The organism is Stenotrophomonas sp. CASM106 (assembly GCF_049384825.1).
GTDB lineage: Bacteria > Pseudomonadota > Gammaproteobacteria > Xanthomonadales > Xanthomonadaceae > Stenotrophomonas > Stenotrophomonas muris.
Window position 1 is genome coordinate 155,385 of record NZ_JBMRFS010000002.1, and the last position, 20,383, is coordinate 175,767.

General features: G+C 67.7%; 22 protein-coding genes. 6 read left to right on the top strand and 16 right to left on the bottom strand.

Annotation, left to right across the window (positions count from 1 at the left end; translation table 11 throughout):
- Positions 1–2 precede the first annotated feature (2 nt).
- The 5 genes from VG556_RS04480 to VG556_RS04500 form a co-directional block, all read right to left on the bottom strand.
- Complete coding sequence (locus tag VG556_RS04480; RefSeq protein WP_014646262.1) at positions 3–722, bottom strand: tetratricopeptide repeat protein; 720 nt, start codon at positions 720–722, stop codon at positions 3–5.
- 68 nt (positions 723–790) lie between these two features.
- Positions 791–3,085 carry a TonB-dependent receptor gene (locus VG556_RS04485; protein ID WP_423179978.1) on the bottom strand — a complete coding sequence of 765 codons (2,295 nt, stop codon included), beginning with the start codon at positions 3,083–3,085 and terminating at the stop codon, positions 791–793.
- Between the two features lie 151 nt (positions 3,086–3,236).
- Positions 3,237–3,638, bottom strand: coding sequence for a hypothetical protein (locus VG556_RS04490; RefSeq protein WP_100449579.1), 402 nt, complete (start codon positions 3,636–3,638; stop codon positions 3,237–3,239).
- A 202-nt stretch (positions 3,639–3,840) separates the two neighbouring features.
- The gene (locus tag VG556_RS04495) at positions 3,841–4,173 is read right to left on the bottom strand and encodes a non-heme iron oxygenase ferredoxin subunit (protein ID WP_100449580.1); all 333 of its coding nucleotides are present in this window, start codon (positions 4,171–4,173) and stop codon (positions 3,841–3,843) included.
- Positions 4,170–4,709: a GNAT family N-acetyltransferase gene (locus VG556_RS04500; protein WP_014646266.1), complete on the bottom strand. Its 540-nt coding sequence runs from the start codon at positions 4,707–4,709 to the stop codon at positions 4,170–4,172. The genes VG556_RS04495 and VG556_RS04500 overlap by 4 nt, the downstream gene beginning before the upstream one ends.
- Positions 4,710–4,917: 208 nt before the next feature.
- On the opposite strand from VG556_RS04500, the gene VG556_RS04505 reads away from it, so the two are divergent.
- Together VG556_RS04505 and VG556_RS04510 are read left to right on the top strand one after the other, a co-directional pair.
- Positions 4,918–5,403: a transposase gene (locus VG556_RS04505; RefSeq protein WP_238381418.1), complete on the top strand. Its 486-nt coding sequence runs from the start codon at positions 4,918–4,920 to the stop codon at positions 5,401–5,403.
- On the top strand, positions 5,403–5,567 hold the full coding sequence (locus VG556_RS04510; protein ID WP_238381419.1) for a hypothetical protein: 165 nt from the start codon (positions 5,403–5,405) through the stop codon (positions 5,565–5,567). The genes VG556_RS04505 and VG556_RS04510 overlap by 1 nt, the downstream gene beginning before the upstream one ends.
- 269 nt (positions 5,568–5,836) lie before the next feature.
- On the opposite strand, the gene VG556_RS04515 is transcribed toward VG556_RS04510, so the two are convergent.
- The 5 genes from VG556_RS04515 to VG556_RS04535 form a co-directional block, all read right to left on the bottom strand.
- Positions 5,837–7,093, bottom strand: coding sequence for a cysteine desulfurase (locus tag VG556_RS04515; RefSeq protein ID WP_032957821.1), 1,257 nt, complete (start codon positions 7,091–7,093; stop codon positions 5,837–5,839).
- Complete coding sequence (gene sufD / locus VG556_RS04520; protein ID WP_049405940.1) at positions 7,090–8,352, bottom strand: Fe-S cluster assembly protein SufD; 1,263 nt, start codon at positions 8,350–8,352, stop codon at positions 7,090–7,092. Before sufD ends, VG556_RS04515 begins: the two co-directional genes overlap by 4 nt.
- A complete protein-coding gene (sufC, locus tag VG556_RS04525; RefSeq protein ID WP_014646270.1) occupies positions 8,352–9,116 on the bottom strand; it encodes a Fe-S cluster assembly ATPase SufC in 765 nt (254 codons plus the stop codon). Before sufC ends, sufD begins: the two co-directional genes overlap by 1 nt.
- A 74-nt stretch (positions 9,117–9,190) precedes the next feature.
- The gene (gene sufB, locus VG556_RS04530; protein ID WP_014646271.1) at positions 9,191–10,666 is read right to left on the bottom strand and encodes a Fe-S cluster assembly protein SufB; all 1,476 of its coding nucleotides are present in this window, start codon (positions 10,664–10,666) and stop codon (positions 9,191–9,193) included.
- Positions 10,667–10,682: 16 nt separating this feature from the next.
- Complete coding sequence (locus VG556_RS04535; RefSeq protein ID WP_005408436.1) at positions 10,683–11,138, bottom strand: SUF system Fe-S cluster assembly regulator; 456 nt, start codon at positions 11,136–11,138, stop codon at positions 10,683–10,685.
- 209 nt (positions 11,139–11,347) lie between these two features.
- Here VG556_RS04535 and VG556_RS04540 point away from each other — a divergent pair, with 209 nt between their 5' ends.
- Both VG556_RS04540 and VG556_RS04545 read left to right on the top strand, forming a co-directional pair.
- A complete protein-coding gene (locus VG556_RS04540) occupies positions 11,348–11,815 on the top strand; it encodes an SET domain-containing protein (protein WP_012479369.1) in 468 nt (155 codons plus the stop codon).
- Positions 11,816–11,977: 162 nt separating this feature from the next.
- Positions 11,978–12,520: a type 1 glutamine amidotransferase domain-containing protein gene (locus tag VG556_RS04545; protein ID WP_032957815.1), complete on the top strand. Its 543-nt coding sequence runs from the start codon at positions 11,978–11,980 to the stop codon at positions 12,518–12,520.
- Positions 12,521–12,592: 72 nt separating this feature from the next.
- Here the strand turns inward: VG556_RS04545 and VG556_RS04550 are convergent, their stop codons facing one another.
- From VG556_RS04550 to VG556_RS04565, 4 genes are all read right to left on the bottom strand, one after another.
- Complete coding sequence (locus tag VG556_RS04550) at positions 12,593–13,189, bottom strand: DUF1439 domain-containing protein (protein ID WP_014036282.1); 597 nt, start codon at positions 13,187–13,189, stop codon at positions 12,593–12,595.
- Between the two features lie 82 nt (positions 13,190–13,271).
- Positions 13,272–13,805, bottom strand: coding sequence for a hypothetical protein (locus tag VG556_RS04555; RefSeq protein WP_100449581.1), 534 nt, complete (start codon positions 13,803–13,805; stop codon positions 13,272–13,274).
- A 56-nt stretch (positions 13,806–13,861) separates the two neighbouring features.
- Positions 13,862–14,170, bottom strand: a complete 309-nt coding sequence (locus VG556_RS04560; RefSeq protein WP_014646275.1) for a DUF3861 family protein — start codon at positions 14,168–14,170, stop codon at positions 13,862–13,864.
- Between the two features lie 253 nt (positions 14,171–14,423).
- Positions 14,424–14,822: an HU family DNA-binding protein gene (locus VG556_RS04565; protein WP_010483539.1), complete on the bottom strand. Its 399-nt coding sequence runs from the start codon at positions 14,820–14,822 to the stop codon at positions 14,424–14,426.
- A gap of 372 nt (positions 14,823–15,194) precedes the next feature.
- On the opposite strand from VG556_RS04565, the gene VG556_RS04570 reads away from it, so the two are divergent.
- Positions 15,195–15,626 carry an OsmC family protein gene (locus VG556_RS04570; RefSeq protein ID WP_014646276.1) on the top strand — a complete coding sequence of 144 codons (432 nt, stop codon included), beginning with the start codon at positions 15,195–15,197 and terminating at the stop codon, positions 15,624–15,626.
- Between the two features lie 166 nt (positions 15,627–15,792).
- Here VG556_RS04570 and VG556_RS04575 read toward each other — a convergent pair whose 3' ends face one another.
- Together VG556_RS04575 and VG556_RS04580 are read right to left on the bottom strand one after the other, a co-directional pair.
- Positions 15,793–16,671, bottom strand: coding sequence for a PhzF family phenazine biosynthesis protein (locus tag VG556_RS04575; RefSeq protein WP_100449582.1), 879 nt, complete (start codon positions 16,669–16,671; stop codon positions 15,793–15,795).
- 130 nt (positions 16,672–16,801) lie between these two features.
- Positions 16,802–17,674 (bottom strand): PhzF family phenazine biosynthesis protein, encoded by an 873-nt coding sequence (locus VG556_RS04580; RefSeq protein ID WP_014646278.1) that lies wholly within the window; start codon positions 17,672–17,674, stop codon positions 16,802–16,804.
- 75 nt (positions 17,675–17,749) lie between these two features.
- On the opposite strand from VG556_RS04580, the gene VG556_RS04585 reads away from it, so the two are divergent.
- Complete coding sequence (locus tag VG556_RS04585; RefSeq protein ID WP_046429381.1) at positions 17,750–20,344, top strand: bifunctional aspartate kinase/diaminopimelate decarboxylase; 2,595 nt, start codon at positions 17,750–17,752, stop codon at positions 20,342–20,344.
- Positions 20,345–20,383 lie beyond the last annotated feature (39 nt).

Here is a 20,383-nt window from a genome sequence, read left to right on the forward strand (position 1 = left end):
CCTCAGAGGGACGGCGGTGCGACCAGGGCGCGCACCTGTGGATGCGGTGACGCGGCCAGCTCCGGCACGATGTGCGCCATGAACGCGGGGCTGCCGTGGGCCAGTGCGAGCCGCAGCCAGTGCACGGCCTGCTCGACCTGGCCGGCCTGCAGCAGGATCGAGGCGTAGTTGGCCTGGCCGCGGAAATCACCGGCCTCGGCCGCGCGCTGGTACCAGGCCAGCGCCGCCTGCGGATCGGGTGCGGTATCCAGCCCGTCTTCGAGGTGGCGGGCCAGCAGGTTCATCGATTTGGCGTGGCCCAGGTGCGCGGCACGGGTGTACAGGGCCAGTGCCTGCGCGCGGTCCTGCGCAATGCCGCGGCCGGTGGCCAGCAGGTTGGCCAGGTTGTACAGGCCCCAGTCCAGGCCGGTGTCGGCCGCGCGCCGGTACCACACCGCCGCCAGCGCCAGGTTGACCGCCGTGCCGTGGCCCAGCTCATGGCAGCGGCCGAGCATGTTCATCGCCATCGGCGCGCCGTTGTTGGCGGCGGTTTCGTACCAGAGCAGCGCCGCCGAGGCGTCCTGTGCGGTGCCTTTGCCTTCCATGTGCATCTGCGCGAGCAGCAGCTGTGCATCGACCTGCCCAGCCTGCGCAGCGTCGCGCACGCGTGCGAACGCGGCCTGCGGATCGTGCTGCAGCAGCTCGGCCAGGGCGTCGCTGTCGATGGGGGTACGGGTTGCCATGGGGTGAGTATCGCCGGAAACAAAAACGGCGGCAGGAGAGCCTGCCGCCGTGGTGGAGCGAAGCTACATCAGAACTTCACGTTCAGTGCCAGGGTGGTCGAGCGACCCGGGGCGATGCTCGCGTAGTGCGAGGCATAGGCCTTGGTGAAGTAGGTCTTGTCGGTCAGGTTCTGCACGTTGAGCTGCAGGCTGATGTTGTCCTGGATCGCGTAGCTGGCCATCGCGTCGAAGCGGGTGTAGCTGGCGATCCACTTGGTGTTGGCGACGTCACCGTACTGCTTGTCCGAGTAGAACGCACCGGCACCGACGGTCAGGCCGATGGGGAAGCGGTAGGTGGTCCACAGGTTGGCGCTGTGCTTGGCGGTGTTCGGGAATACGTTGCCGTTGTACGGCGAGGGCACGTAGACGTTGGACGGGCAGGTGCGGCCGACCGGTGCACCACAGACGAAGCCGTTGTCCTTCAGTTCCGAGTCCAGGTAGGTGTAGCCGCCGTACAGGCTCCAGGCGTCGGTCAGCTGGCCGGTGAAGCCCAGCTCGAAGCCGTTGATTTCCTTCTTGCCGGCATTCTGGCTGGTGCCGTTGTCGACCGTCACGCGCGCGTTGTTCATCACCGTGTGGAAGATCGCCGCGGTGAGGTTCAGGCGCTGGTCGAACAGGTCCCACTTGGTGCCCAGCTCGAGGTTCTTCGTATCCTGCGGCTTGAGGTCGGCCACGGCGGCGCTCAGGCCGTCCGAACCATCACCACCGTCCATGCCCGGCGGAGTCGAGGAGGTGCCCCACGACAGGTAGATGCTGCCGTTGGCGGCCGGCTTGAACACCACGCCGGCCTGGTAGTTCAGGAAGTCGTTGCTGTTGCGCAGGCGGGTCGGTGCCTTGCCGGCCACCGGGGTGGTCAGGGTGGTGCGGAAGTCGTCGTAGCGCAGGCCGAGGTTGATCATCCACTGCTCATTGAACTCAATGGTGTCGAACACGTAGGCCGAGGTGGTCCTGGTGCGCTGCTCTACGTCCAGTGCCTTGTCGCTGCGGTACACTGAATGGGTGGCCGCCCACGGATCGCGCGGGTTCGGATTGGCGAAATCGGTGCAGTTGTAGCCGGTGGCCGCGCCGGTGGTCGGGCACTTGCTGTTGCCGGTGAGCGGGTTGCTGGTGCCCGGGGTCATCAGATAGCTGCCGCGGGTCATCTTCTCGTCGCTGTATTCCACGCCCGCGCTGTAGCTGTGCTTGAGCGCACCGGTCTGGAAGGCACCGGTCAGGCCCAGCTGGTCGGCGAAGCTCTTGACGTCGACGGCACGGCTGTTGGTCCGGCGCCACAGGGTGCCGTAGTTGTTCGGGTTGCCCTGGCTGTCGTCCGGCTGGGTCCACAGGTAGTCGTTGCTGGTGTTGCCCAGGCGCGCGATGTTGCGCAGCTTGTGGCCGCCGAAGTCGTAGCTGGCATCCAGGGTGCTGATGTCGGCGCGGGTACGCTGGAAGTCACGGTCGACCAGGCCGTAGTAGTTGTTGCGGTCCGGCACCATCGGGCGGCCGTCGACCCACTTCGAGGCCGGCGCACCGTTCGGGTTGCCATACGGGAAGCCACCCGCGTCCGGCAGGTCATCGCTCTGCATGTGGTAGTGGCTGACGATCAGCTGGGCCGGGCCGTTCAGGCCGAACGCGATCGACGGCGCGATACCCCAGCGGCTGACATTGGCGGCGTCACGGCCAGCGATGTCCGATTCGTGCTTCATCAGGTTCAAGCGCGCGGCGATGCCATCGCCCAGCACGTAGTTGGCGTCCACGGTGCCGCGCGCGTAGCTGTCGGTGCCGATGCCCATGCTGGCGCTGGTCTCGTTCTTCAGCTTCGGCGTCTTGCTGACCAAGTTCAGGCTGCCACCGCCGGAATCACGGCCGCCGTAGGCCGAGCTCGGGCCCTTGACCACTTCCACCTGCTCCAGGTCGAAGATCTCGCGGGTCTGCGAGCCGACGTCGCGCAGGCCATCGACGAAGACGTTGCTCTGCGAATCGAAGCCACGGATGAAGGGACGGTCGCCGGTGGGGTTGCCGCCTTCGCCGGCACCGAAGGTGATGCCCGGCACCATGCGCAGCGCATCCTGCAGGTTGGTCGCACCGGTTTCGGCGATCAGCTTCTCCGAGACGATCGACACCGACTTCGGGGTGTCCAGCAGTTCAGCGGTGAACTTCGGCGAGGACGGATTGAACCAGCTGCCGCGCACCTGCACCTTGTCCAGGTCGGTGGCCTTGCGGGAGGAGGCTGCGTCAGCGCTGTCGGCCGCCTGTGCGGCCAACGGCGCGAAGCCGGCGGCCAGGGTGGCGGTGGCGAGCAGGGAAACGCGCGGGGCGCGCTTGCGGGACGTGATGTGGGTCATGGCTTGGGTGGTAGTGGCTGGGATCGGAAAGGGGCGACGGCCGAAGCGCAGACAGCGCGACGGCATGTAGAGGGCGTCTTCTGTAGAGCCGAGCCGATGCTCGGCTGCGCGGCGGACGACTCCAGGCGCACGGCAATGGCCGCAGGGCGCCTCAGCTGGCGTGCGGTGCGGGCGGTGCGTGGCCGGGGTTCAACCGCAGTGCGGGATCGTGCAGCTGCCAGTGCAGGGCATCAGAGCGCCACAGCGGAACATGCGCGACCAGGGCGGCGCGCGGGGGAGCCAGTCCGGTACAGGGCGTTGTGCCCTCGCCATCCAGCGGCGGCTCCGGTACTGGCACCGCATGGCGCGGGCACTCGTCCGCCGGCGGGGCCGGCATCGGCATGGCCTGCTGAAGATCTTCAGCGTGTGCCTGCCAGCCGTAGGTGGCGGGTCCATCGCGCCCTTCGTGCAGGGCCGACCAGCCCAGCAGCAGCGTCAGCAGCGCGGCCGCGAGCAGCGGCCACCCTTGGCGGGCGAGCTGGCACAGCGTGGCGGTGGGCGCGGGCGAAGCCATGGCGCAGGGGCGGCGTCGTTACGAAGGTGTTACATAGAATAACATCAACGATAATGATTCGCATATGCGCAATCGGGCGGGCCATCTGGATGGCCCGAAAGGGCCTTGGCGCGCCGCTGGGGGCGCTTCGGTAGATCCACCTCATGAACGGGATGCTCTTCGCCAGGGACGCCGAGGGCGCCCCTGCAGGCCGAACGCCGCCTCAATCGCGGTCGTCGCGGGTCCAGACGGCGTCGTGTTCGCGCTTCACCGGGAACTTGGGTACCGGGGTATAGGCCGGGGCGCACAGGGCGCGGCCATCGCGCACGTCGAAGCGCGCGCCGTGCAGCACGCATTCCACACTGCCTTCGTCGGTGTTGAACTCGCCCGAGGACAGCTCGAACTCCTCATGCGTGCACTGGTCTTCCAGCGCGTACAGCTCGCCGTCGAGGTTGAACACCACGATCGGCGTGCCGGTCACTTCGTCGAACACGCTCTTCATTTCACCGGGCAGCAGCTCGTTGCCGGTACACACGAAGGTCCAGGTATCGCTCACGCGGCGGCTCCGGCCAGTGGCTTTTCCAGGACCTCGAAGCGCAGGTCGTCGCGCTTGGGGATTCCGAAGCGTTCGTCGCCATACGGGAACGGCTTCTTGATGCCGGTACGCTGGTAGCCGCGGCGCTCGTAGAAGGCGATCAGTTCGTCGCGTACGTCGATCACCGTCATCTGCATCACCGGCACCTTCCATTCGCGTGCGGCGTGCGCTTCGGCGGCGTCCATCAGCTGCTTGCCGACGCCGCCGCCCTGCTGGGCCGGATCGACCGAGAACATGCCGAAGTAGCCGTTGCCGTCGACGTCGGCAACGTGGGCGCAGGCCACCAGCTGGCCCTCGCGCTCGGCCAGCAGGATCGTGGAGCGCGGGCGGTCGAGGTCGGCCTGGATGCCTTCGGCGTCGATGCGGGCGCCATCCAGCAGGTCGGCTTCGGTGGTCCAGCCAACGCGGCTGGCGTCGCCACGGTAGGCCGAGGTGACGAGGGCGATCAGGGCGGGGATGTCGGCCGGCGTGGCGGCGCGGAAGGTCAGGGTGCTCATGGCCCCATTCTAGGTGGGGCGTGGGCGGGCGCAAATGGGGGAGTGGGGTCAGATCCCTTTCGCAACGCGAAAGGGATCTGACCCCGGCATCTACTGACTCAACGGCAGGCCATGGACCGACTGGCACGGGCCCGGAATCGGCAGATGCTCGGGGTCAGATCCCTTTGCGCAGCGAAGGGCCCTGACCCCCTGCTACCAGGAGCAGCCCATGCCAAGGCCACGGCGCATCGATGCGCCCGGATATCCGCAACATGTCGTCCAGCGCGGCAACAATCGCCAGCCCGTGTTCTTCACGGATGACGACCGCGTGGCCTACCTGCGTCTGCTGTGTCATCACGCAGACCAGCAGCACTGCCGGGTCCACGCTTATGTGCTGATGGACAATCACGTCCATCTTCTGGCAACGCCTGATCTCTGCGGCGGGCTGTCGCGGATGATGCAGGCCGTGAACCGGACCTACGTACGTCGGGTGAATGATCGGCAGGGCCGCACCGGCACGTTATGGGAAGGGCGCTTCCACTCCACGGTGGTGGATACGGATCGCTATCTGCTGGCCTGCCAGCGCTACATCGAGCTCAACCCGGTTCGGGCGGGGAAGGTGGCGCATCCCGGTGACTATCGCTGGTCGAGCTATCGTGCAATGCGCGTGGCAGGCCCAATGCGCTGCTCGAGCCGCATTCGGCATTTGAGCTGATGGGTTCTGATGCGGATGAACGGTGCAGGCGCTATGTGGAGTTCATCGAGGCGGGTATTCCGGCGGGGGATCTGCTGGCGATCCGGCGGGCATTGCAGTCGCAACGGCGGCTGTCGGGAATGCTGGTGGGGTCAGATCCCTTTCGCGTGGCGAAAGGGATCTGACCCCGGTGTGCTGCGGGCGGTATGCCGCGTTCATCTGGTCGCGATCCGGCGGGCATTGCGGTCGCAACGGCGGTTGTCGGGAATGCTGGTGGGGTCAGATCCCTTTCGCGTGGCGAAAGGGATCTGACCCCGGTGTGCTGCGGGCGGTATGCCGCGTTCATCTGGTCGCGATCCGGCGGGCATTGCGGTCGCAGCGGCGGCTGTCGGGAATACTGGTGGGGTCAGATCCCTTTCGCGTCGCGAAAGGGATCTGACCCCGGTGTGCCGGCTCAGCCCAGAAGCTTGCGCACCTTGGTCAGCGCGGTCATGAAGCGCTCGATCTCGGCGTGCGTGTTGTAGAACGCCAGCGAGGCACGGCAGGTGGCGGCGACGCCGAAGTACTGCAGCAGCGGGTGTGCGCAGTGCTGCCCCGAGCGCACGGCCACCCCTTCCAGGTCGAGCAGGGTGGCCAGATCGTGCGCATGCGCGCCATCGATCAGGAACGAGACCACGGCGGCCTTCTCCGGCGCTTCGCCGATGATGCGCAGGCCGTCGACGCGGCGCAGCTCCTCGGTGAAGTGCGCCAGCAGTTCGGCTTCGCGGGCTTCCACGTTCTCCTGGCCGAGCTGCTGCAGGTAGTCGGCAGCCACGCCCAGGCCGATGAAACCGGCGATGTTCGGGGTGCCGGCTTCGAACTTGTGCGGGGCATCGTTGAACACGGTGCCGTCGAAGCTGACTTCCTTGATCATCTCGCCGCCGCCGAGGAACGGCGGCATCGCGTCCAGGTGCTCGCGGCGCGCCCACAGCGCACCAGTGCCGGTCGGACCGCACATCTTGTGGCCGGTGATGGCGTAGAAGTCGCAGCCGATCGCGGCGACGTCGACCTTGCGGTGCGGCACCGCCTGCGAGCCATCGACCACGGTGATGATGCCGCGCTTGCGCGCTTCACGGCAGATCTCGCGCACCGGATTGACCGTGCCCAGCACGTTGGAGACATGGGTGACCGCCAGCAGCTTGACCTCCGGGGTCATCGCCGCGCGCAGCGCATCCAGGTCCAGCGCGCCATCGGGCGTGATCTCGGCCACGCGGATGGTGGCGCCGGTACGTTGCGCGACCAGCTGCCACGGCACGATGTTGGCATGGTGTTCCATGCGCGTGATCAGGATCACGTCGCCGGCCTTCAATCGCGGCAGCGCCCACGAGTAGGCCACCAGGTTGATGGCGAAGGTGGTGCCGCTGCACAGCACCAGGTCGCTGGCGCGCACGTTGAGGAAGCGTGCCAGCTTGTTGCGTGCGCCTTCGTAGGCGTCGGTCGCTTCGCTGCCCAGTGCATGCACCGCGCGGCTGACGTTGGCGTTGTAGCGGCGGTAGAACTCATCCACCGCGCCGATCACCTGTACCGGCTTCTGGCCGGTGTTGGCGTTGTCGAAATAGACCAGCGGCTTGCCGTGCACTTCACGCATCAGCAGCGGGAAGTCGAGGCGGACGCGATCCCAGTCCGGGGCGCCGGTGCGTTCTTCGATCGGGCGTGGCGTGGACAGGTTCATGCCACACCCGCCTCGGCCAGGGCCTTGTCCAGGCGGCGTGCCAGCTGCTCGCGCAACGCGTCCGGCAGGATCTTCAGCGGTTCATGGCAGAACGCAGCGCTCAGCAGTGCCTGCGCCTGGACCTGGGGCAGGCCACGCGAGCGCAGGTAGAACAGCGCATTGGCATCGAGCTGGCCGACGGTCGCGCCGTGCGCGGCCTTCACTTCATCGGCGTCGATCACCAGCGTCGGCTGGGTATCGATCTCGGCATCGGCCGACAGCAGCAGGTTCTTGTTGGACAGGTTCGCGTCGGTGCCGTCGGCGCCTTCGCGGATCTGGATGCCGCCATGGAACACCACGCGGCTGCGGTTGGCGGCAACGCCGCGCCACAGCAGCTCGCAGGCGGTATCGCGCGCGATGTGGTCGATGCCCAGGCGGGTCTCGACGTGGCGGCGGCCATTGCCGAGCAGCACGCCGTTGGCGGTCAGCCGGGCGTTGTCGCCTTCCAGGCGCACGTTCAGTTCGTGGCGGCTGAGCGCGGCGCCCAGTTCCAGGTCCACGCGGTGGTACTGCGCGTCGCGGGCCAGCACCGCGTCCGTACGCAGGAAGCTGGTCTGGCGGGCGCTGCCGGCCTGCACGCGGGCGTGCTTGAGTACGCCATCGCGGGCGACGTGGGCATGCAGCACGGTGTTGTCCAGGTGGGCGGAGTCACCCACGCTGAAGCGATGCTCGACCACGCCGAGGCTGGCGCCGGCGCGCAGTTCGATCAGGTGGCGATGGTGCCAGGCCAGGTCGGCTTCCCCGGCGACGCTGGCGAATACCAGCTGCAGCGGCGTTTCGACCTGCACGCCTTCATCCACGCGCAGCACCACGCCTTCATCGGCCAGCGCGGCGTTGAGCCGGGCGAAGATCTCTTCGCTGCGCTCGTAGCGACGGCCAAGGAAACGCACGGCGTCTTCGCCAGCGGCCAGCGCGGCCGACAGCGGCTGCAGCTGCACGCCGGACGGCAGGGCCTGCACATCGCTCAGCGCGGCATCCAGGCGGCCGTTGACGAACACCAGGCGCGGCGCCGGGATGTCGTCCAGCAGCGCGGCGTCCAGCGCCGGGCCCTGCAGCGGCGCTGCAGCGAACGCACGGCGTTCCAGCTGGCGCAGCGAGGTGTACTTCCAGGCTTCATTGCGGGCGGCGGGCAGGCCGTCGCGCAGGGCCGCATCCAGCACTTCGCGGCGCGCATCGCTGCCACAGAAGGCCTGGGCCATGGAGTCAAGCAGGGCGCTCATCAGACCGCCGCCTCGGGCACGACCCGGTCCTTCAGGAAATCGTAGCCGTGCGCTTCCAGCTCCAGCGCCAGCTCGGGGCCGCCGCTCTTGACGATGCGACCATCGGCCAGCACGTGCACCACGTCCGGCTTGATGTAGTCCAGCAGGCGCTGGTAGTGGGTGATGACCAGGAACGAACGCTCGGCGCCGCGCAGTGCGTTGACGCCGTCGGCCACGCTCTTCAGCGCGTCGATGTCCAGGCCCGAGTCGGTCTCGTCCAGGATCGCCAGCTTCGGTTCCAGCACGGCCAGCTGGAAGATCTCGTTGCGCTTCTTCTCGCCGCCGGAGAAGCCTTCGTTGACGCCACGGTGCAGCAGTTCGTCCTTCAGGTGCAGCACGGCCAGCTTCTGCCGCACCAGCTTGAGGAACTGCATGGAATCGAGTTCTTCTTCGCCGCGCGCCTTGCGCTGGGCGTTCAGTGCCGCGCGCAGGAAGTAGGTGTTGTTCACGCCCGGGATTTCCACCGGGTACTGGAACGCCAGGAACAGGCCGGCGGCGGCACGTGCTTCCGGGTCCTGCTCCAGCAGGTCGACGCCGTCGAACTGCACGCTGCCTTCGGTCACTTCGTAGCCGTCGCGGCCGGCCAGGACGTTACCCAGGGTGGACTTGCCGGCGCCGTTCGGGCCCATGATGGCGTGCACCTGGCCGGGCTTCACATCCAGCGACAGGCCCTTGAGGATTTCCTTGTCGCCGATGCGGGCGTGGAGGTTTTCGATCTTCAGCATGGTGGGGGTTTCCGTGGGGCGGGCCAGGGCCCGCCGGTAAAGAGAATGCGTTTGCGAGGGGCAGGGGCGGGCGGTCAGCCCACCGAACCTTCCAGCGAGACTTCCAGCAGCTTCTTGGCTTCCACCGCGAACTCCATCGGCAGTTCGCGGAACACCTGCTTGCAGAAGCCGTCGACGATCATCGACACCGCGTCTTCCTGGCTGATGCCACGGGCGCGGCAGTAGAACAGCTGGTCATCGGAGATCTTGGAAGTGGTCGCCTCGTGCTCGACGGTGGCGCCCGGGTTCTTCACCTCGATGTAGGGGAAGGTGTGCGCGCCGCACTGCTTGCCGATCAGCAGCGAGTCGCACTGGGTGTAGTTGCGCGCGCCCTCGGCGTTGCGGTCCACCCGCACCAGGCCGCGGTAGGTGTTCTGGCCACGGCCGGCGCTGATGCCCTTGCTGACGATCTTGCTCTTGGTGCGCTTGCCGACATGGATCATCTTGGTGCCGGTGTCGGCCTGCTGGCGGTGATGGGTCAGCGCGACCGAGTGGAACTCACCGACCGAATCGTCGCCCAGCAGCACGCAGGACGGGTACTTCCAGGTGATCGCCGAGCCGGTCTCGACCTGGGTCCAGGTGACCTTGCTGCGCGCGCCACGGCATTCGGCACGCTTGGTCACGAAGTTGTAGATGCCACCGACGCCGTTCTCGTCGCCCGGGTACCAGTTCTGCACCGTGGAGTACTTGATCTCCGCATCTTCCAGCGCGACCAGCTCGACCACCGCGGCGTGCAGCTGGTTCTCATCGCGCATCGGCGCGGTGCAGCCTTCCAGGTAGGAGACGTAGGCCTTGTCCTCGCACACGATCAGGGTGCGCTCGAACTGGCCGGTGTGGCCGGCGTTGATGCGGAAATAGGTGCTCAGTTCCATCGGGCAGCGCACGCCCTTGGGAATGAACACGAAGCTGCCATCGGAGAACACCGCCGAGTTGAGCGCGGCGAAGTAGTTGTCACCGACCGGCACCACGGTGCCCAGGTACTGGCGCACCAGCGCCGGGTGTTCCTTGATGGCCTCGGACATCGAGCAGAAGATCACGCCCTTCTCGGCCAGTTCCTTGCGGAAGGTGGTGCCCACGGATACCGAGTCGAACACCGCATCCACCGCCACGCCGGCCAGCTTGGCGCGCTCGTGCAGCGGCACGCCCAGCTTGTCGTAGGTGTCGAGCAGTTCCTTCGGCACATCATCCAGCGAGGCGTACTTCGGGCCCTTCGGCGCGGAGTAGTAGCTGAGCGCCTGCAGGTCGATCGGCGCGATCTCCAGCTTGGCCCAGTCCGGCATCGGCAGGGTCAGGAAGTGGCGGTAGGCATCCAGGCGCCACTGCGTCATCCACTCCGGCTCGTCCTTCTTGGCCGACAGGGCACGGATGGTGTCCTCGTCCAGGCCCGGCGGCAGGGAGTCCGACTCGATCTCGGTGATGAAGCCGGCCGAATACTTGCGGCCGAGCTGCTCGTGGATCTCGCGGTTGGGGGTGTCGTCGTGGGCGACGTTTTCGATGGTTTCGGTGGCCATGGGGGCTGCCTACGGATCAGGAGACGACGTCGACAGCGATGGTGCGGCGCTGTTCGTCATCGGCAAGGGGGAGAGGGGGCAGGATCTGCGCGAGGGTGACATCGCGCAGGGCCTCGGAGACCACGTCGTTGATCAGCCGCCAGCTGCTGCGCGCGCCGCACTTGGGCGCCATGCCGCACTGGTGGTGGTCGTGGCTGCATTCGGTCAGGGCCAGTGGCCCTTCCATCGCTTCGACCACTTCGAACAGCGAGATCTCGATGGCCGGGCGGGTCAGGCGGTAGCCGCCACGGACGCCACGCAGGCCTTCGACCAGGCCGGCCTGGGCCAGTGGCTTGAGCACCTTGCTGACGGTGGGCGGCTCCAGACCGGTGAATTCGGCCAGCTCGGTGGCACTGAGCACTTCGCCCGGACGGGCGGCGAGCACGGTCAGCACGACGGTGGCGTAATCGGTGAGTTTGGTGACGCGCAACATGGGGATGCGAGTGGTTCTTAAAGCGGACTGAAATTGTACGCTTTTATTCGCCACCATCCAACCCGGGCATTCAGCCGGCGCTTGGGCCAGGCCGGGAGGACACACCGCGGCCGTTGCCGGGGCGCAATGCTGCGCCAACGGGGTGATTTTCGCAATCACCCGGAATGGGCGAGAATCCCCATTCCATTCGCTGCAAACAGCCCGCGCCGATGCCGAAGAAGATCCAAGCCCGCAAGTCCGCCATCCATGGCAACGGCGTGTTCGCCGTGGCCCCGATCAAGCAGGGCGAGCGCGTGATCCAGTACAAGGGCCTGCTGCGCAGCCACGGTGATGTCGATGCCGATGACAGCGGCGACGTCGAAAGTGGCCATACCTTCCTGTTCACCCTCAACGATGACTGGGTGATCGACGCCAACTACAAGGGCAACGACGCGCGGTGGATAAACCACAGCTGCGACCCGAACTGCGAGGCGGTGATCGAGGAGGACGAGGACGGCGACAGCCGGGGCGACAAGGTGTTCATCGAGGCACTGCGTGATATCAAGGCCGGCGAGGAGCTGACCTACAACTACGGCATCACCCTGGCCGAGCGCCACACCGCCAAGCTGAAGAAGATCTGGGAGTGCCGTTGCGGCTCGCCCAAGTGCACCGGCACGATGCTGCAGCCCAAGCGCTGATCGGTACCGGGTAGTGCCGGCCGCCGGCCGGCAAGGCGCAATCCAGGTGCCGGCCAGCGGCCGGCACCACCCGGCGGCTCTCCACCTGCCGTGCACGACAGGGTCACCGCCGCGCAAGGGCCGTTCTTCCATTCTGTAGGCTCCCCCAACCGGAGTGCCTCCATGGCAGAGCGATTGAAGGGCAAGCAGATTGCCATCCTTGCCACCCACGGCTTCGAACAGTCTGAACTGATCGAACCCAAGCGTTTGCTGGAAGCGGAAGGGGCGCGCGTCAGCGTGGTCTCGCCCGCAAAGGAAGCGACGATCAAGGGCTGGAAGGAGAAGAACTGGGGCGACGCCGTCGCGGTGGATATCCCGTTGGATGAGGCGGATCCTGCACGCTTCGATGCGGTGGTTCTGCCCGGCGGGGTCATCAATCCGGACACACTGCGCACCGATGATGCCGTACTGGCCTTCATCCGTTCAGTGGATGAAGCCGGCAAGCCCGTGGCGGCGATCTGCCATGGCCCGTGGCTGCTGATCAACAGCGGCCTGGCCGATGGCCGCGAGCTGACCTCCTGGCCTTCCCTGCAGCAGGATCTGGCGAACGCGGGTGCGACATGGCGCGATGCCGAGGTGGTGGTCGACGGCAACGTCATCACCAGCCGCAAGCCGGATGACATTCCGGCTTTCAGCGAGGCGGTGGTAAAAGCGCTTGCCGCCTGATGCGCTACCGGTAGTGCCGGCCGCTGGCCGGCAGATGCAGTGACGTGCTGCCGGCCAGCGGCCGGCACCACCTCATTTGCCCAGCACGCCTGCCGGTACCAGGTTGCCCAGGTTCTGGTTGAAAGTGACCACCAGCTTGCCGTTCTTCACCTGTGCCGACTGCACCTGCAGGGCGCCGAGCACCCCGGCCACGGCCGGGTCCAGCTTGTAGATCGGTTCGCGCTGGGCGTAGTCGCTCAGCCACGCATTGAGCAGGCCACGGGTGCGCGAGTCGAGGCGGCCGCCCTGGTTGGCCGGGGTGAAGTCATCCACGCTCGGCTGCTGCAGGTGGAAGCCCTGGGTCTGCGCGTCGTAGCGCAGGCCGCTGCTGAGCTTCACCGTGCCCAGTCGGGCCGGGTTGCCGCCGGCGGTGGCCAGCGCGACGTCCATGCCCAGGTTCAACCGTTCGCCGGCCGGAAGGCTCAGCTGCGGGTGGCTCATGGTCAGGGCGATCAGGCCGCCGAGGGCGTCCTGGGTGCGCGGGAAGCTGCCATCGAGGTACTGCTGCACGTCGCTGGCGCCCACCGACAGTTCGCGGCCGGAAATGGAGGGAGCCGCCTGTGCACCGATCGCAGCGGCGATCAGCACGGTGGAGGCCGCGAGGCGGGTCATCAGGGAACGCAGGCGCATGTCGGTGACCGGTGGGAAGCAGATGGATGGATCAAAGAGTAGCCGCGCAGGCTGAATCGCGCGTGCATGCCGCTGCAACGGTTCAGTCCAGCGTTGGACGCAGCTGTGCCGACTGGATCTGCCAGGCGCTGCCATCGCTGCTGGGCTGCACGCGGTACCAGCCGCCGAAGCGGAACGTGCCATTGGCGGTGGCCGCACGGATCTGCACAGGGACTTCAAGCAGCCGCGGTGGCTGCCGGTCATCTCGGGCGATCGGGGTATCGCTGTGCAGGCGCAGCGTGCGCAGGTCCTGCAGCTGCCGCAGCGCGGCGTCGTCTGCATGCCGCGGGTCGCCGGGTGGGATCGTCCAGGCAGCATCGCTGGCGGCGCGGTCGCGGTTGAGCAGTGCGGCGACGTAGCGGTTGAGCATCGTCGACGGCGGCTCTGCGCCGTCGTCGACGGCGGACAGCAGCGTCATATCGCTCGCCTGCAATGCTGCGGGAACGGGACCGGGACCGGTGTCCGCTGCTGCGGCGACGGGAGCGGACGCTGCCGTGATGTGATCATTCGTCTGTGCCGCCGGGCGTGAACAACCCAGCAGCACCAGTGGTGCGATCAGGAACAGGATCCTGCGCATGCCCGCCTCCTCCCCGAGGCAACCTGGAGGGCGGCAGTGTATCGGTTGCGCCGCTATCAGCGGGAGGAGGGCAGCTGCTCCAGCGCGTCCAGCGCCGGCAGGACCTGGCCGGCGATGGCAGCCAGTGCGTGGCCGTCGGTCTCGGCGTGGCGCTGTACGATGTCGCGCAGCAGCTGGGTGGCGATCACCAGGGTCGCGCGCTCGTCGCCACTGATGCCGGCGGTACGCGGGGCCGCTTCCAGCAGGCGCATCAGGTCGCGGCCGGCGCGGTGTTCCAGTTCGATGGTGCAGCGCCCGGTGCACTGCAGCCCGTCCTTTTCGATCGGGGTTACCGAGATCCGGTAGCGGGTGGAGGGGCTGGCCATGAGGGTGTGCTCGCCGTAGCTGTGGAGGATGTGCCCACCATAGGCAAGGCCACGGCCGGCGGCGACGGCCGGCGCTGCACGCAGTGTTCCACCCGGTACGTTCCGCGCCCTTTGCGGAGCACCGGCAGCCAATGCTGGCGGGCCTGTACGGGGATTGCTGGGGCCGCGGCAACGCTGTGTTGCGGGGTGTGGTGCGACAAAAAAAACGGGACGGCCAGAGCCGTCCCGTCGGAACCCGCGTTGGGGCGCGCGCTTACAGCGCGGCGTCCTTCAGCTTCTTCAGCGGACGCACCTTCAGCTTGGTGGTGGCCGGCTTGGCAGCGAACCACTGCTCTTCCTTGGTGAACGGGTTGATGCCCTTGCGCTTCGGCTTGGCCGGCACATTGACGGTGGTGATCTTCAGCAGGCCCGGCAGGGTGAACGAGCCAGCGCCCTTCTTGTGCACCGAGGAGGCGACGGCGCTTTCCAGCGAGGCCAGCACAGCGCGGACGTCCTTGGCGATGACGCCGGAGGCTTCAGCGATGTGTGCAACCAGGCCGGACTTGGTCAGCACTTCCTTGATCGGCTTCGGAGCGGCCGGCTTGGCGGCTGCCTTCGTCGCGACTTTCTTCACTGCCTTCTTCGGGGCAGCCTTCTTAGCGGTCTTTGCCATGGTTTCCTGTTCCGTGAACGGTTGGTTGTGTGGTCGGCGCCGAACCCCGTCGGCAAGCGCAATGTAGGGCAACTCTCGGGCGCCGCCAATAGCCCGAAGCGCGGAAAGTGCATGTTTTTTCATATCCAGGCCGATTCAGTACATGGCCGGCGGTGGGGGGGCGGGGGCGCTGCAGCGTGCGCGATGGCTGCTGCCTGCCCGTTGCTGGAATGTGCGAAACCACTGAAAACAAGGGAAAAGTCCACGTCGGTCTGGCGAAGAAGTGACCAGCTGTCCGATGTCCGGCGGACGTGCGGCATGCGGCGGAGCGACGCAGGGCTAACGCGTCCCGTGCGAGAGTGGCCGTTCATCACCGCCACGCAGGAGCAGCACATGGGAATCTCGCGACACGCCACCGCGCACTGGGAAGGCGATCTGAAGTCGGGCAAGGGACAGCTGAGCACGCCGCAGAGCGGGCTGCTGGACAAGACCCGCTACGGTTTCAACAGCCGCTTCGGCGACGAGAAGGGCACCAATCCGGAGGAGCTGATCGCCGCCGCGCACGCCGGCTGTTTCACCATGGCGCTGTCGGCCAAGCTTGGTGAGGCCGGCTTCACCCCGACCTCGCTGGACACCGAGGCCAAGGTCGATCTGTCCCTGGAGGGCGGGCCGCAGCTGTCGCAGATCCGGCTGAAGGTGAAGGCCGTGGTGCCGGGCATCGACGCCGCACAGTTCCGTGCCATTGCCGATGACGCCAAGCAGAACTGCCCGGTGTCCAAGGCGCTGAGCGCGGTGCCGATCAGCCTGGAAGCCGAACTGGGCTGAGCCACGGTAGTGCCGGCCGCGGGCCGGCAACCGCATGATGCCGAGGCCCATGTAACAGCCGGCCAGCATTATGGCGGCCTTCCTGGCCGCCACCCTCCGGGCCGTCGCGTCCGACGTTGGCAGCGGCTCCTGCCGCTGCCTTCGGCTCTACCACCCGCCAGCGCGATCACCAATCAAGGGTGCCGGTAATCACCGTCTGCACCTGCCCGCCCGACCAGACCTCGCCGTCTTCATCGACCCGCAGGGTCAGGCGCGCGTCATGGCCGACTTCGCGGCCCTGGCTGACTTCGAACGGTGCACGGCCTCGGGGCAGCGCATCGCGCAGGTCCAGCCACGCGGCCAGCACGGCATTAGCCGCGCCGGAGGCGGCGTCCTCGAAGCGGCGTCCATTGCCGACGAAGGCACGTACTGCAAGATCGAAGCCCTCGCTGCCATCGCTGAAGGCGTAGGCAAACACGCCCATGCTGTCGGTGGATTCGGCCAGAGCCGCGACCGCGTCCCAGTCCGGGCGCAGTGCGCGCAGTGCCGCTTCATCGGCCACCTGCACCACCCACCAGCTGCGCCCGCCCTGCATGCGCGCCGGCGGCAGCGAGCCCAGCGGCCAATCCTTCAGCGCCGCCTGCAGGCGCGGGTCGGTGGCCTCGGCGATCTCCGCCAGCTGCGCGCGCGGGGTGCGGATGGCAATGCGCTGCTGCGCGCCCTCACCGTTCACGCGCAGCGGCAGCGCACCGGCAATGCCGTCCTGCACGAGCACGCCGTCGACTGGCGCGGCCAGGCCCGCCTGCAGCACCGCATGCGCGGTGCCGACGCTGGGATGGCCGGCGAACGGGACCTCCTTCTGCGGGCTGAACATGCGCAGCCGGTAGCTGGCGCCTGCGACCTGCGGCGGGAACACGAAGGTGGTCTCTGGCAGGCGCGTCCAGCGCGCAATGGCCTGCATGCTGGCATCGTCCAGGCCTTCGGCATCAAGCACCACGGCCAGCGGATTGCCGGCACCGGCGCGCGGGGAGAACACATCCAGCTGCAGGAAACGGCGGGTGGACATCGGGCAGGACTCCAGTAAACAGGCGGCATAGCGTAGCGCGGGGCACAAAAAAGGGGACGGAGGGAATTAAGTCGCTTGTGCCCCAAGTGCCATAAGCGACTTAATTCCCTCCGTCCCCTTTTTTCGTGCGCTACCAGCGAAGGTGGCCGTCGATGACCGGCTGCACCTGGCCGCCGATCCAGACCGTGCCCTGCGCGTCGACCTGCACCTGCACGTGGCCATCGCGGCCGACTTCGCGGCCCTGGCTGGCCACGTAGTGGCCCTCGCGGCCGGGCAGGGCGTTGCGCTGCCGCAGCCAGGCAGCGATCAGGGCATTGGCGCTGCCGGTGACCGGATCTTCCGGCACGCTGGCCGCATCGGCGGGGCAGAATGCGCGCACCACACGGGTGTGGTCGGTACCGGCTTCGTCGGCGAATACGGCCACGCCGGTGGCCTCGGTGGCAAGGCTCCAGTCACGCAGGGCGGCCATGTCCGGCGCCAGGCCGCGCACAGCGGCGGCATCGCGCAGCGGCAGCAGCCACCAGCGCGCGCCGTTGTCCCAGAGTTCGGGCACGTGCCCGTTGGCGGCGAGGGCCAGCAGTGTTTCGGGTGCCGCATCTGCGCCAGTCGCCAGCTGCCGCGCCGGTGGGCTGGCCAGCTGGATCTGGAGTGCCTCGGCCGGGCCGCTCACCCGCACGGGCAGCACCCCCGCCGCGCACTGCTGCAGCAGGGCGCCGTCGCGAGGCTGGGCCAGGCCGCAGCTCACCGCCGCCCAGGCCGCGCCGACGCTCGGGTGGCCGGCGAAGGCCAGCTCACGGGTCGGGGTGAAGATGCGGATGTGGTAGTCGGCGCCGGGCGCGCTGGGGCGCAGGAAGAACACCGTCTCGGACAGGTTCAGCCAGGCGGCCAGGGCCTGCATCTGCTCGCCGGAGAGCGCATCGGCGTCCAGGAGGGCACCCAGTGGATTCCCGGTTCCGGGGCGGGAGGCGAAGACATCGAGCTGCAGGTAACGGAGGAGGGCCATCTACGGGGATATTGCGCTTAGAATCAAAGGTTCCGCCCCCAAGGGCGGCTTCCCCACATTCTACATAGCCAATCCATGTCAGCTTCCCCCCTTGTCGATCGTTGGATCGTACTGAAGTTCGGCGGCACTTCGGTGTCGCGTCGTCACCGCTGGGACACGATCGGGAAGCTGGCGAAAAAACGCGCGGAAGAGACCGGCTCGCGCGTGCTGGTGGTGGTGTCGGCGCTGTCCGGGGTCACCAACGAACTGACCGCGATCGCCGATGGCGCGCCGGACAGCCGTGATCGCGTGGCCGCGCTGGTCGAACGCCATGAAGGCTTCCTGGCCGAACTGGGCCTGGGCCGCGAAGTACTGGCCGAGCGCCTGGCGGCACTGCAGGGCCTGCTCGACGACCCGCGTGCGGCCACCCGTCCGCTGCAGTGGCAGGCCGAAGTGCTGGGCCAGGGCGAACTGTTGTCGTCCACGCTGGGCGCGGCCTACCTGCACGCCTCGGGCCTGGACATGGGCTGGATGGATGCCCGCCAGTGGCTGGACGCGATGCCGCCGCAGCCGAACCAGAGCGACTGGTCACAGCGCCTGTCGGTGAACTGCCAGTGGCGTGCCGACGCGGAGTGGATGCAGCGCTTCCGCGCGCAGCCGACCCGCCTGCTGATCACCCAGGGTTTCATCTCGCGGCATGCCGATGGCGGTACCGCCATCCTCGGCCGTGGTGGCTCGGATACCTCGGCGGCGTACTTCGGCGCGCTGCTCGGCGCCAGCCGCGTGGAAATCTGGACCGATGTGCCGGGCATGTTCAGTGCCAACCCGAAGGATGTGCCGGACGCGCGCCTGCTGACCCGCCTGGACTACTACGAGGCGCAGGAAATCGCCACCACTGGTGCCAAGGTGCTGCATCCGCGCTCGATCAAGCCGTGCCGCGATGCAGGCGTGCCGATGGCCATCCTCGATACCGAGCGTCCGGAACTGCCGGGCACCAGCATTGACGGCAGTGCTGCACCGGTACCAGGCGTCAAGGCGATCAGCCGCCGCAACGGCATCGTGCTGGTGTCGATGGAAGGCATCGGCATGTGGCAGCAGGTCGGCTTCCTGGCCGATGTGTTCAACCTGTTCAAGAAGCATGGCCTGTCGGTGGACCTGATCGGTTCGGCCGAGACCAACGTCACCGTGTCGCTGGATCCGTCCGAGAACCTGGTCAACACCGATGTGCTGGCCGCGCTGTCGGCCGACCTGTCGCAGATCTGCAAGGTGAAGGTGATCGTGCCGTGCGCGGCGATCACCCTGGTCGGCCGTGGCATGCGTTCTCTGCTGCACAAGCTGTCGGACGTGTGGGCCACCTTCGGCCGCGAGCGCGTGCACATGATTTCGCAGTCGTCCAACGACCTGAACCTGACCTTCGTCATCGACGAGGCCGATGCCGATGGCCTGCTGCCGATCCTGCATGCCGAGCTGATCGACAGCGGCGCGATGCCGGTGGAAGAAACCGAAGTGTTCGGCCCGCGCTGGCGCGAGATTGCCGGCACCGTGCGCCCGCGCGGCACGCCGTGGTGGCGCGGCCAGCGTGCGCACCTGCTGCAGCTGGCCGATGCCGGTACGCCGCGCTATGTCTACCACCTGCCGACGGTGCGCGCCCGCGCCCGCGCGCTGGCCGCGATCAAGCCGATCGACCAGCGTTACTACGCGATCAAGGCCAACAGCCACCCGGCCATCCTGCAGCTGCTGGAAGCCGAGGGCTTCGGGCTGGAGTGCGTCTCGTACGGCGAGCTGAAGCATGTGTTCCAGCACCTGCCGGAGCTGTCGCCGCGGCGCGTGCTGTTCACTCCCAGCTTCTGCCCGCGCAGCGAGTACGAGGCGGCGTTCGCCCTTGGCGTGACCGTCACCGTCGACAACGTCGAAGCGCTGCAGCGCTGGCCGGACCTGTTCCGCAACCGCGAGCTGTGGCTGCGCGTCGACCTGGGGCGTGGCGAAGGCCACCATGCCAAGGTCCGCACCGGCGGCAAGGAGTCCAAGTTCGGCCTGCCGATCGCCCGCGTGGACGAGTTCGTGCGCGCGGCCACCGAGCTGGGCAGCCGCGTGGTCGGCCTGCATGCGCACCTGGGCAGTGGCGTGGAAACCGCGCAGCACTGGCGCCTGATGTGCGATGAGCTGGCCGGCTTCGCCCGCCGCATCGGCAGCGTGCACACCATCGACATCGGTGGCGGCCTGCCGATTCCGTACAGCGACGAAGACGAGCCGTTCGACCTGGACGCCTGGGCCGAGGGCCTGGCCGAGGTCAAGGCGCTGCACCCGGCATTCCGCCTGGCGATCGAGCCGGGCCGCTACCTGGTGGCCGAATCGGGCGTGCTGCTGACCCATGCCACCCAGGTGGTGGAAAAGGACGGCGTGCGCCGCGTGGGCCTGGATGCCGGCATGAACACGCTGATGCGCCCGGCGCTGTACGACGCCTGGCACGACATCGAGAACCTCAGCCGCCAGGGTGGTTATGCCGAAGCGGCGTTCGATGTGGTCGGCCCGATCTGCGAATCCAGCGATGTGTTCGGCAAGCGCCGCAAGCTGCCGGTGTCAACTGCGCCGGACGACGTGATGCTGATCGCCGACGCCGGCGCGTACGGCTATGTGATGGCCAACACCTACAACCAGCGGATGCTGCCGCGCGAAGACGTGATCGAATGACCACCGCGCGCGCCCTGCACCCGCCCACCGACACGCCCC

Excerpts from the sequence above, each read along its gene's own strand:
- VG556_RS04485 (WP_423179978.1), bottom strand. The coding sequence starts at position 3,085 with ATGACCCACATCACGTCCCGCAAGCGCGCCCCGCGCGTTTCCCTGCTC.
- VG556_RS04560 (WP_014646275.1), bottom strand. The coding sequence starts at position 14,170 with ATGGCCAGCCCCTCCACCCGCTACCGGATCTCGGTAACCCCGATCGAA.
- VG556_RS04555 (WP_100449581.1), bottom strand. The coding sequence starts at position 13,805 with ATGCGCAGGATCCTGTTCCTGATCGCACCACTGGTGCTGCTGGGTTGT.
- sufB (WP_014646271.1), bottom strand. The coding sequence starts at position 10,666 with ATGGCCACCGAAACCATCGAAAACGTCGCCCACGACGACACCCCCAAC.
- VG556_RS04510 (WP_238381419.1), top strand. The coding sequence starts at position 5,403 with ATGGGTTCTGATGCGGATGAACGGTGCAGGCGCTATGTGGAGTTCATC.
- VG556_RS04585 (WP_046429381.1), top strand. The coding sequence starts at position 17,750 with ATGTCAGCTTCCCCCCTTGTCGATCGTTGGATCGTACTGAAGTTCGGC.
- VG556_RS04570 (WP_014646276.1), top strand. The coding sequence starts at position 15,195 with ATGGGAATCTCGCGACACGCCACCGCGCACTGGGAAGGCGATCTGAAG.
- VG556_RS04565 (WP_010483539.1), bottom strand. The coding sequence starts at position 14,822 with ATGGCAAAGACCGCTAAGAAGGCTGCCCCGAAGAAGGCAGTGAAGAAA.
- VG556_RS04545 (WP_032957815.1), top strand. The coding sequence starts at position 11,978 with ATGGCAGAGCGATTGAAGGGCAAGCAGATTGCCATCCTTGCCACCCAC.
- VG556_RS04480 (WP_014646262.1), bottom strand. The coding sequence starts at position 722 with ATGGCAACCCGTACCCCCATCGACAGCGACGCCCTGGCCGAGCTGCTG.
- sufC (WP_014646270.1), bottom strand. The coding sequence starts at position 9,116 with ATGCTGAAGATCGAAAACCTCCACGCCCGCATCGGCGACAAGGAAATC.
- VG556_RS04500 (WP_014646266.1), bottom strand. The coding sequence starts at position 4,709 with ATGAGCACCCTGACCTTCCGCGCCGCCACGCCGGCCGACATCCCCGCC.
- VG556_RS04540 (WP_012479369.1), top strand. The coding sequence starts at position 11,348 with ATGCCGAAGAAGATCCAAGCCCGCAAGTCCGCCATCCATGGCAACGGC.
- VG556_RS04580 (WP_014646278.1), bottom strand. The coding sequence starts at position 17,674 with ATGGCCCTCCTCCGTTACCTGCAGCTCGATGTCTTCGCCTCCCGCCCC.
- VG556_RS04515 (WP_032957821.1), bottom strand. The coding sequence starts at position 7,093 with ATGAACCTGTCCACGCCACGCCCGATCGAAGAACGCACCGGCGCCCCG.
- VG556_RS04490 (WP_100449579.1), bottom strand. The coding sequence starts at position 3,638 with ATGGCTTCGCCCGCGCCCACCGCCACGCTGTGCCAGCTCGCCCGCCAA.
- sufD (WP_049405940.1), bottom strand. The coding sequence starts at position 8,352 with ATGAGCGCCCTGCTTGACTCCATGGCCCAGGCCTTCTGTGGCAGCGAT.
- VG556_RS04505 (WP_238381418.1), top strand. The coding sequence starts at position 4,918 with ATGCCAAGGCCACGGCGCATCGATGCGCCCGGATATCCGCAACATGTC.
- VG556_RS04535 (WP_005408436.1), bottom strand. The coding sequence starts at position 11,138 with ATGTTGCGCGTCACCAAACTCACCGATTACGCCACCGTCGTGCTGACC.
- VG556_RS04550 (WP_014036282.1), bottom strand. The coding sequence starts at position 13,189 with ATGCGCCTGCGTTCCCTGATGACCCGCCTCGCGGCCTCCACCGTGCTG.
- VG556_RS04575 (WP_100449582.1), bottom strand. The coding sequence starts at position 16,671 with ATGTCCACCCGCCGTTTCCTGCAGCTGGATGTGTTCTCCCCGCGCGCC.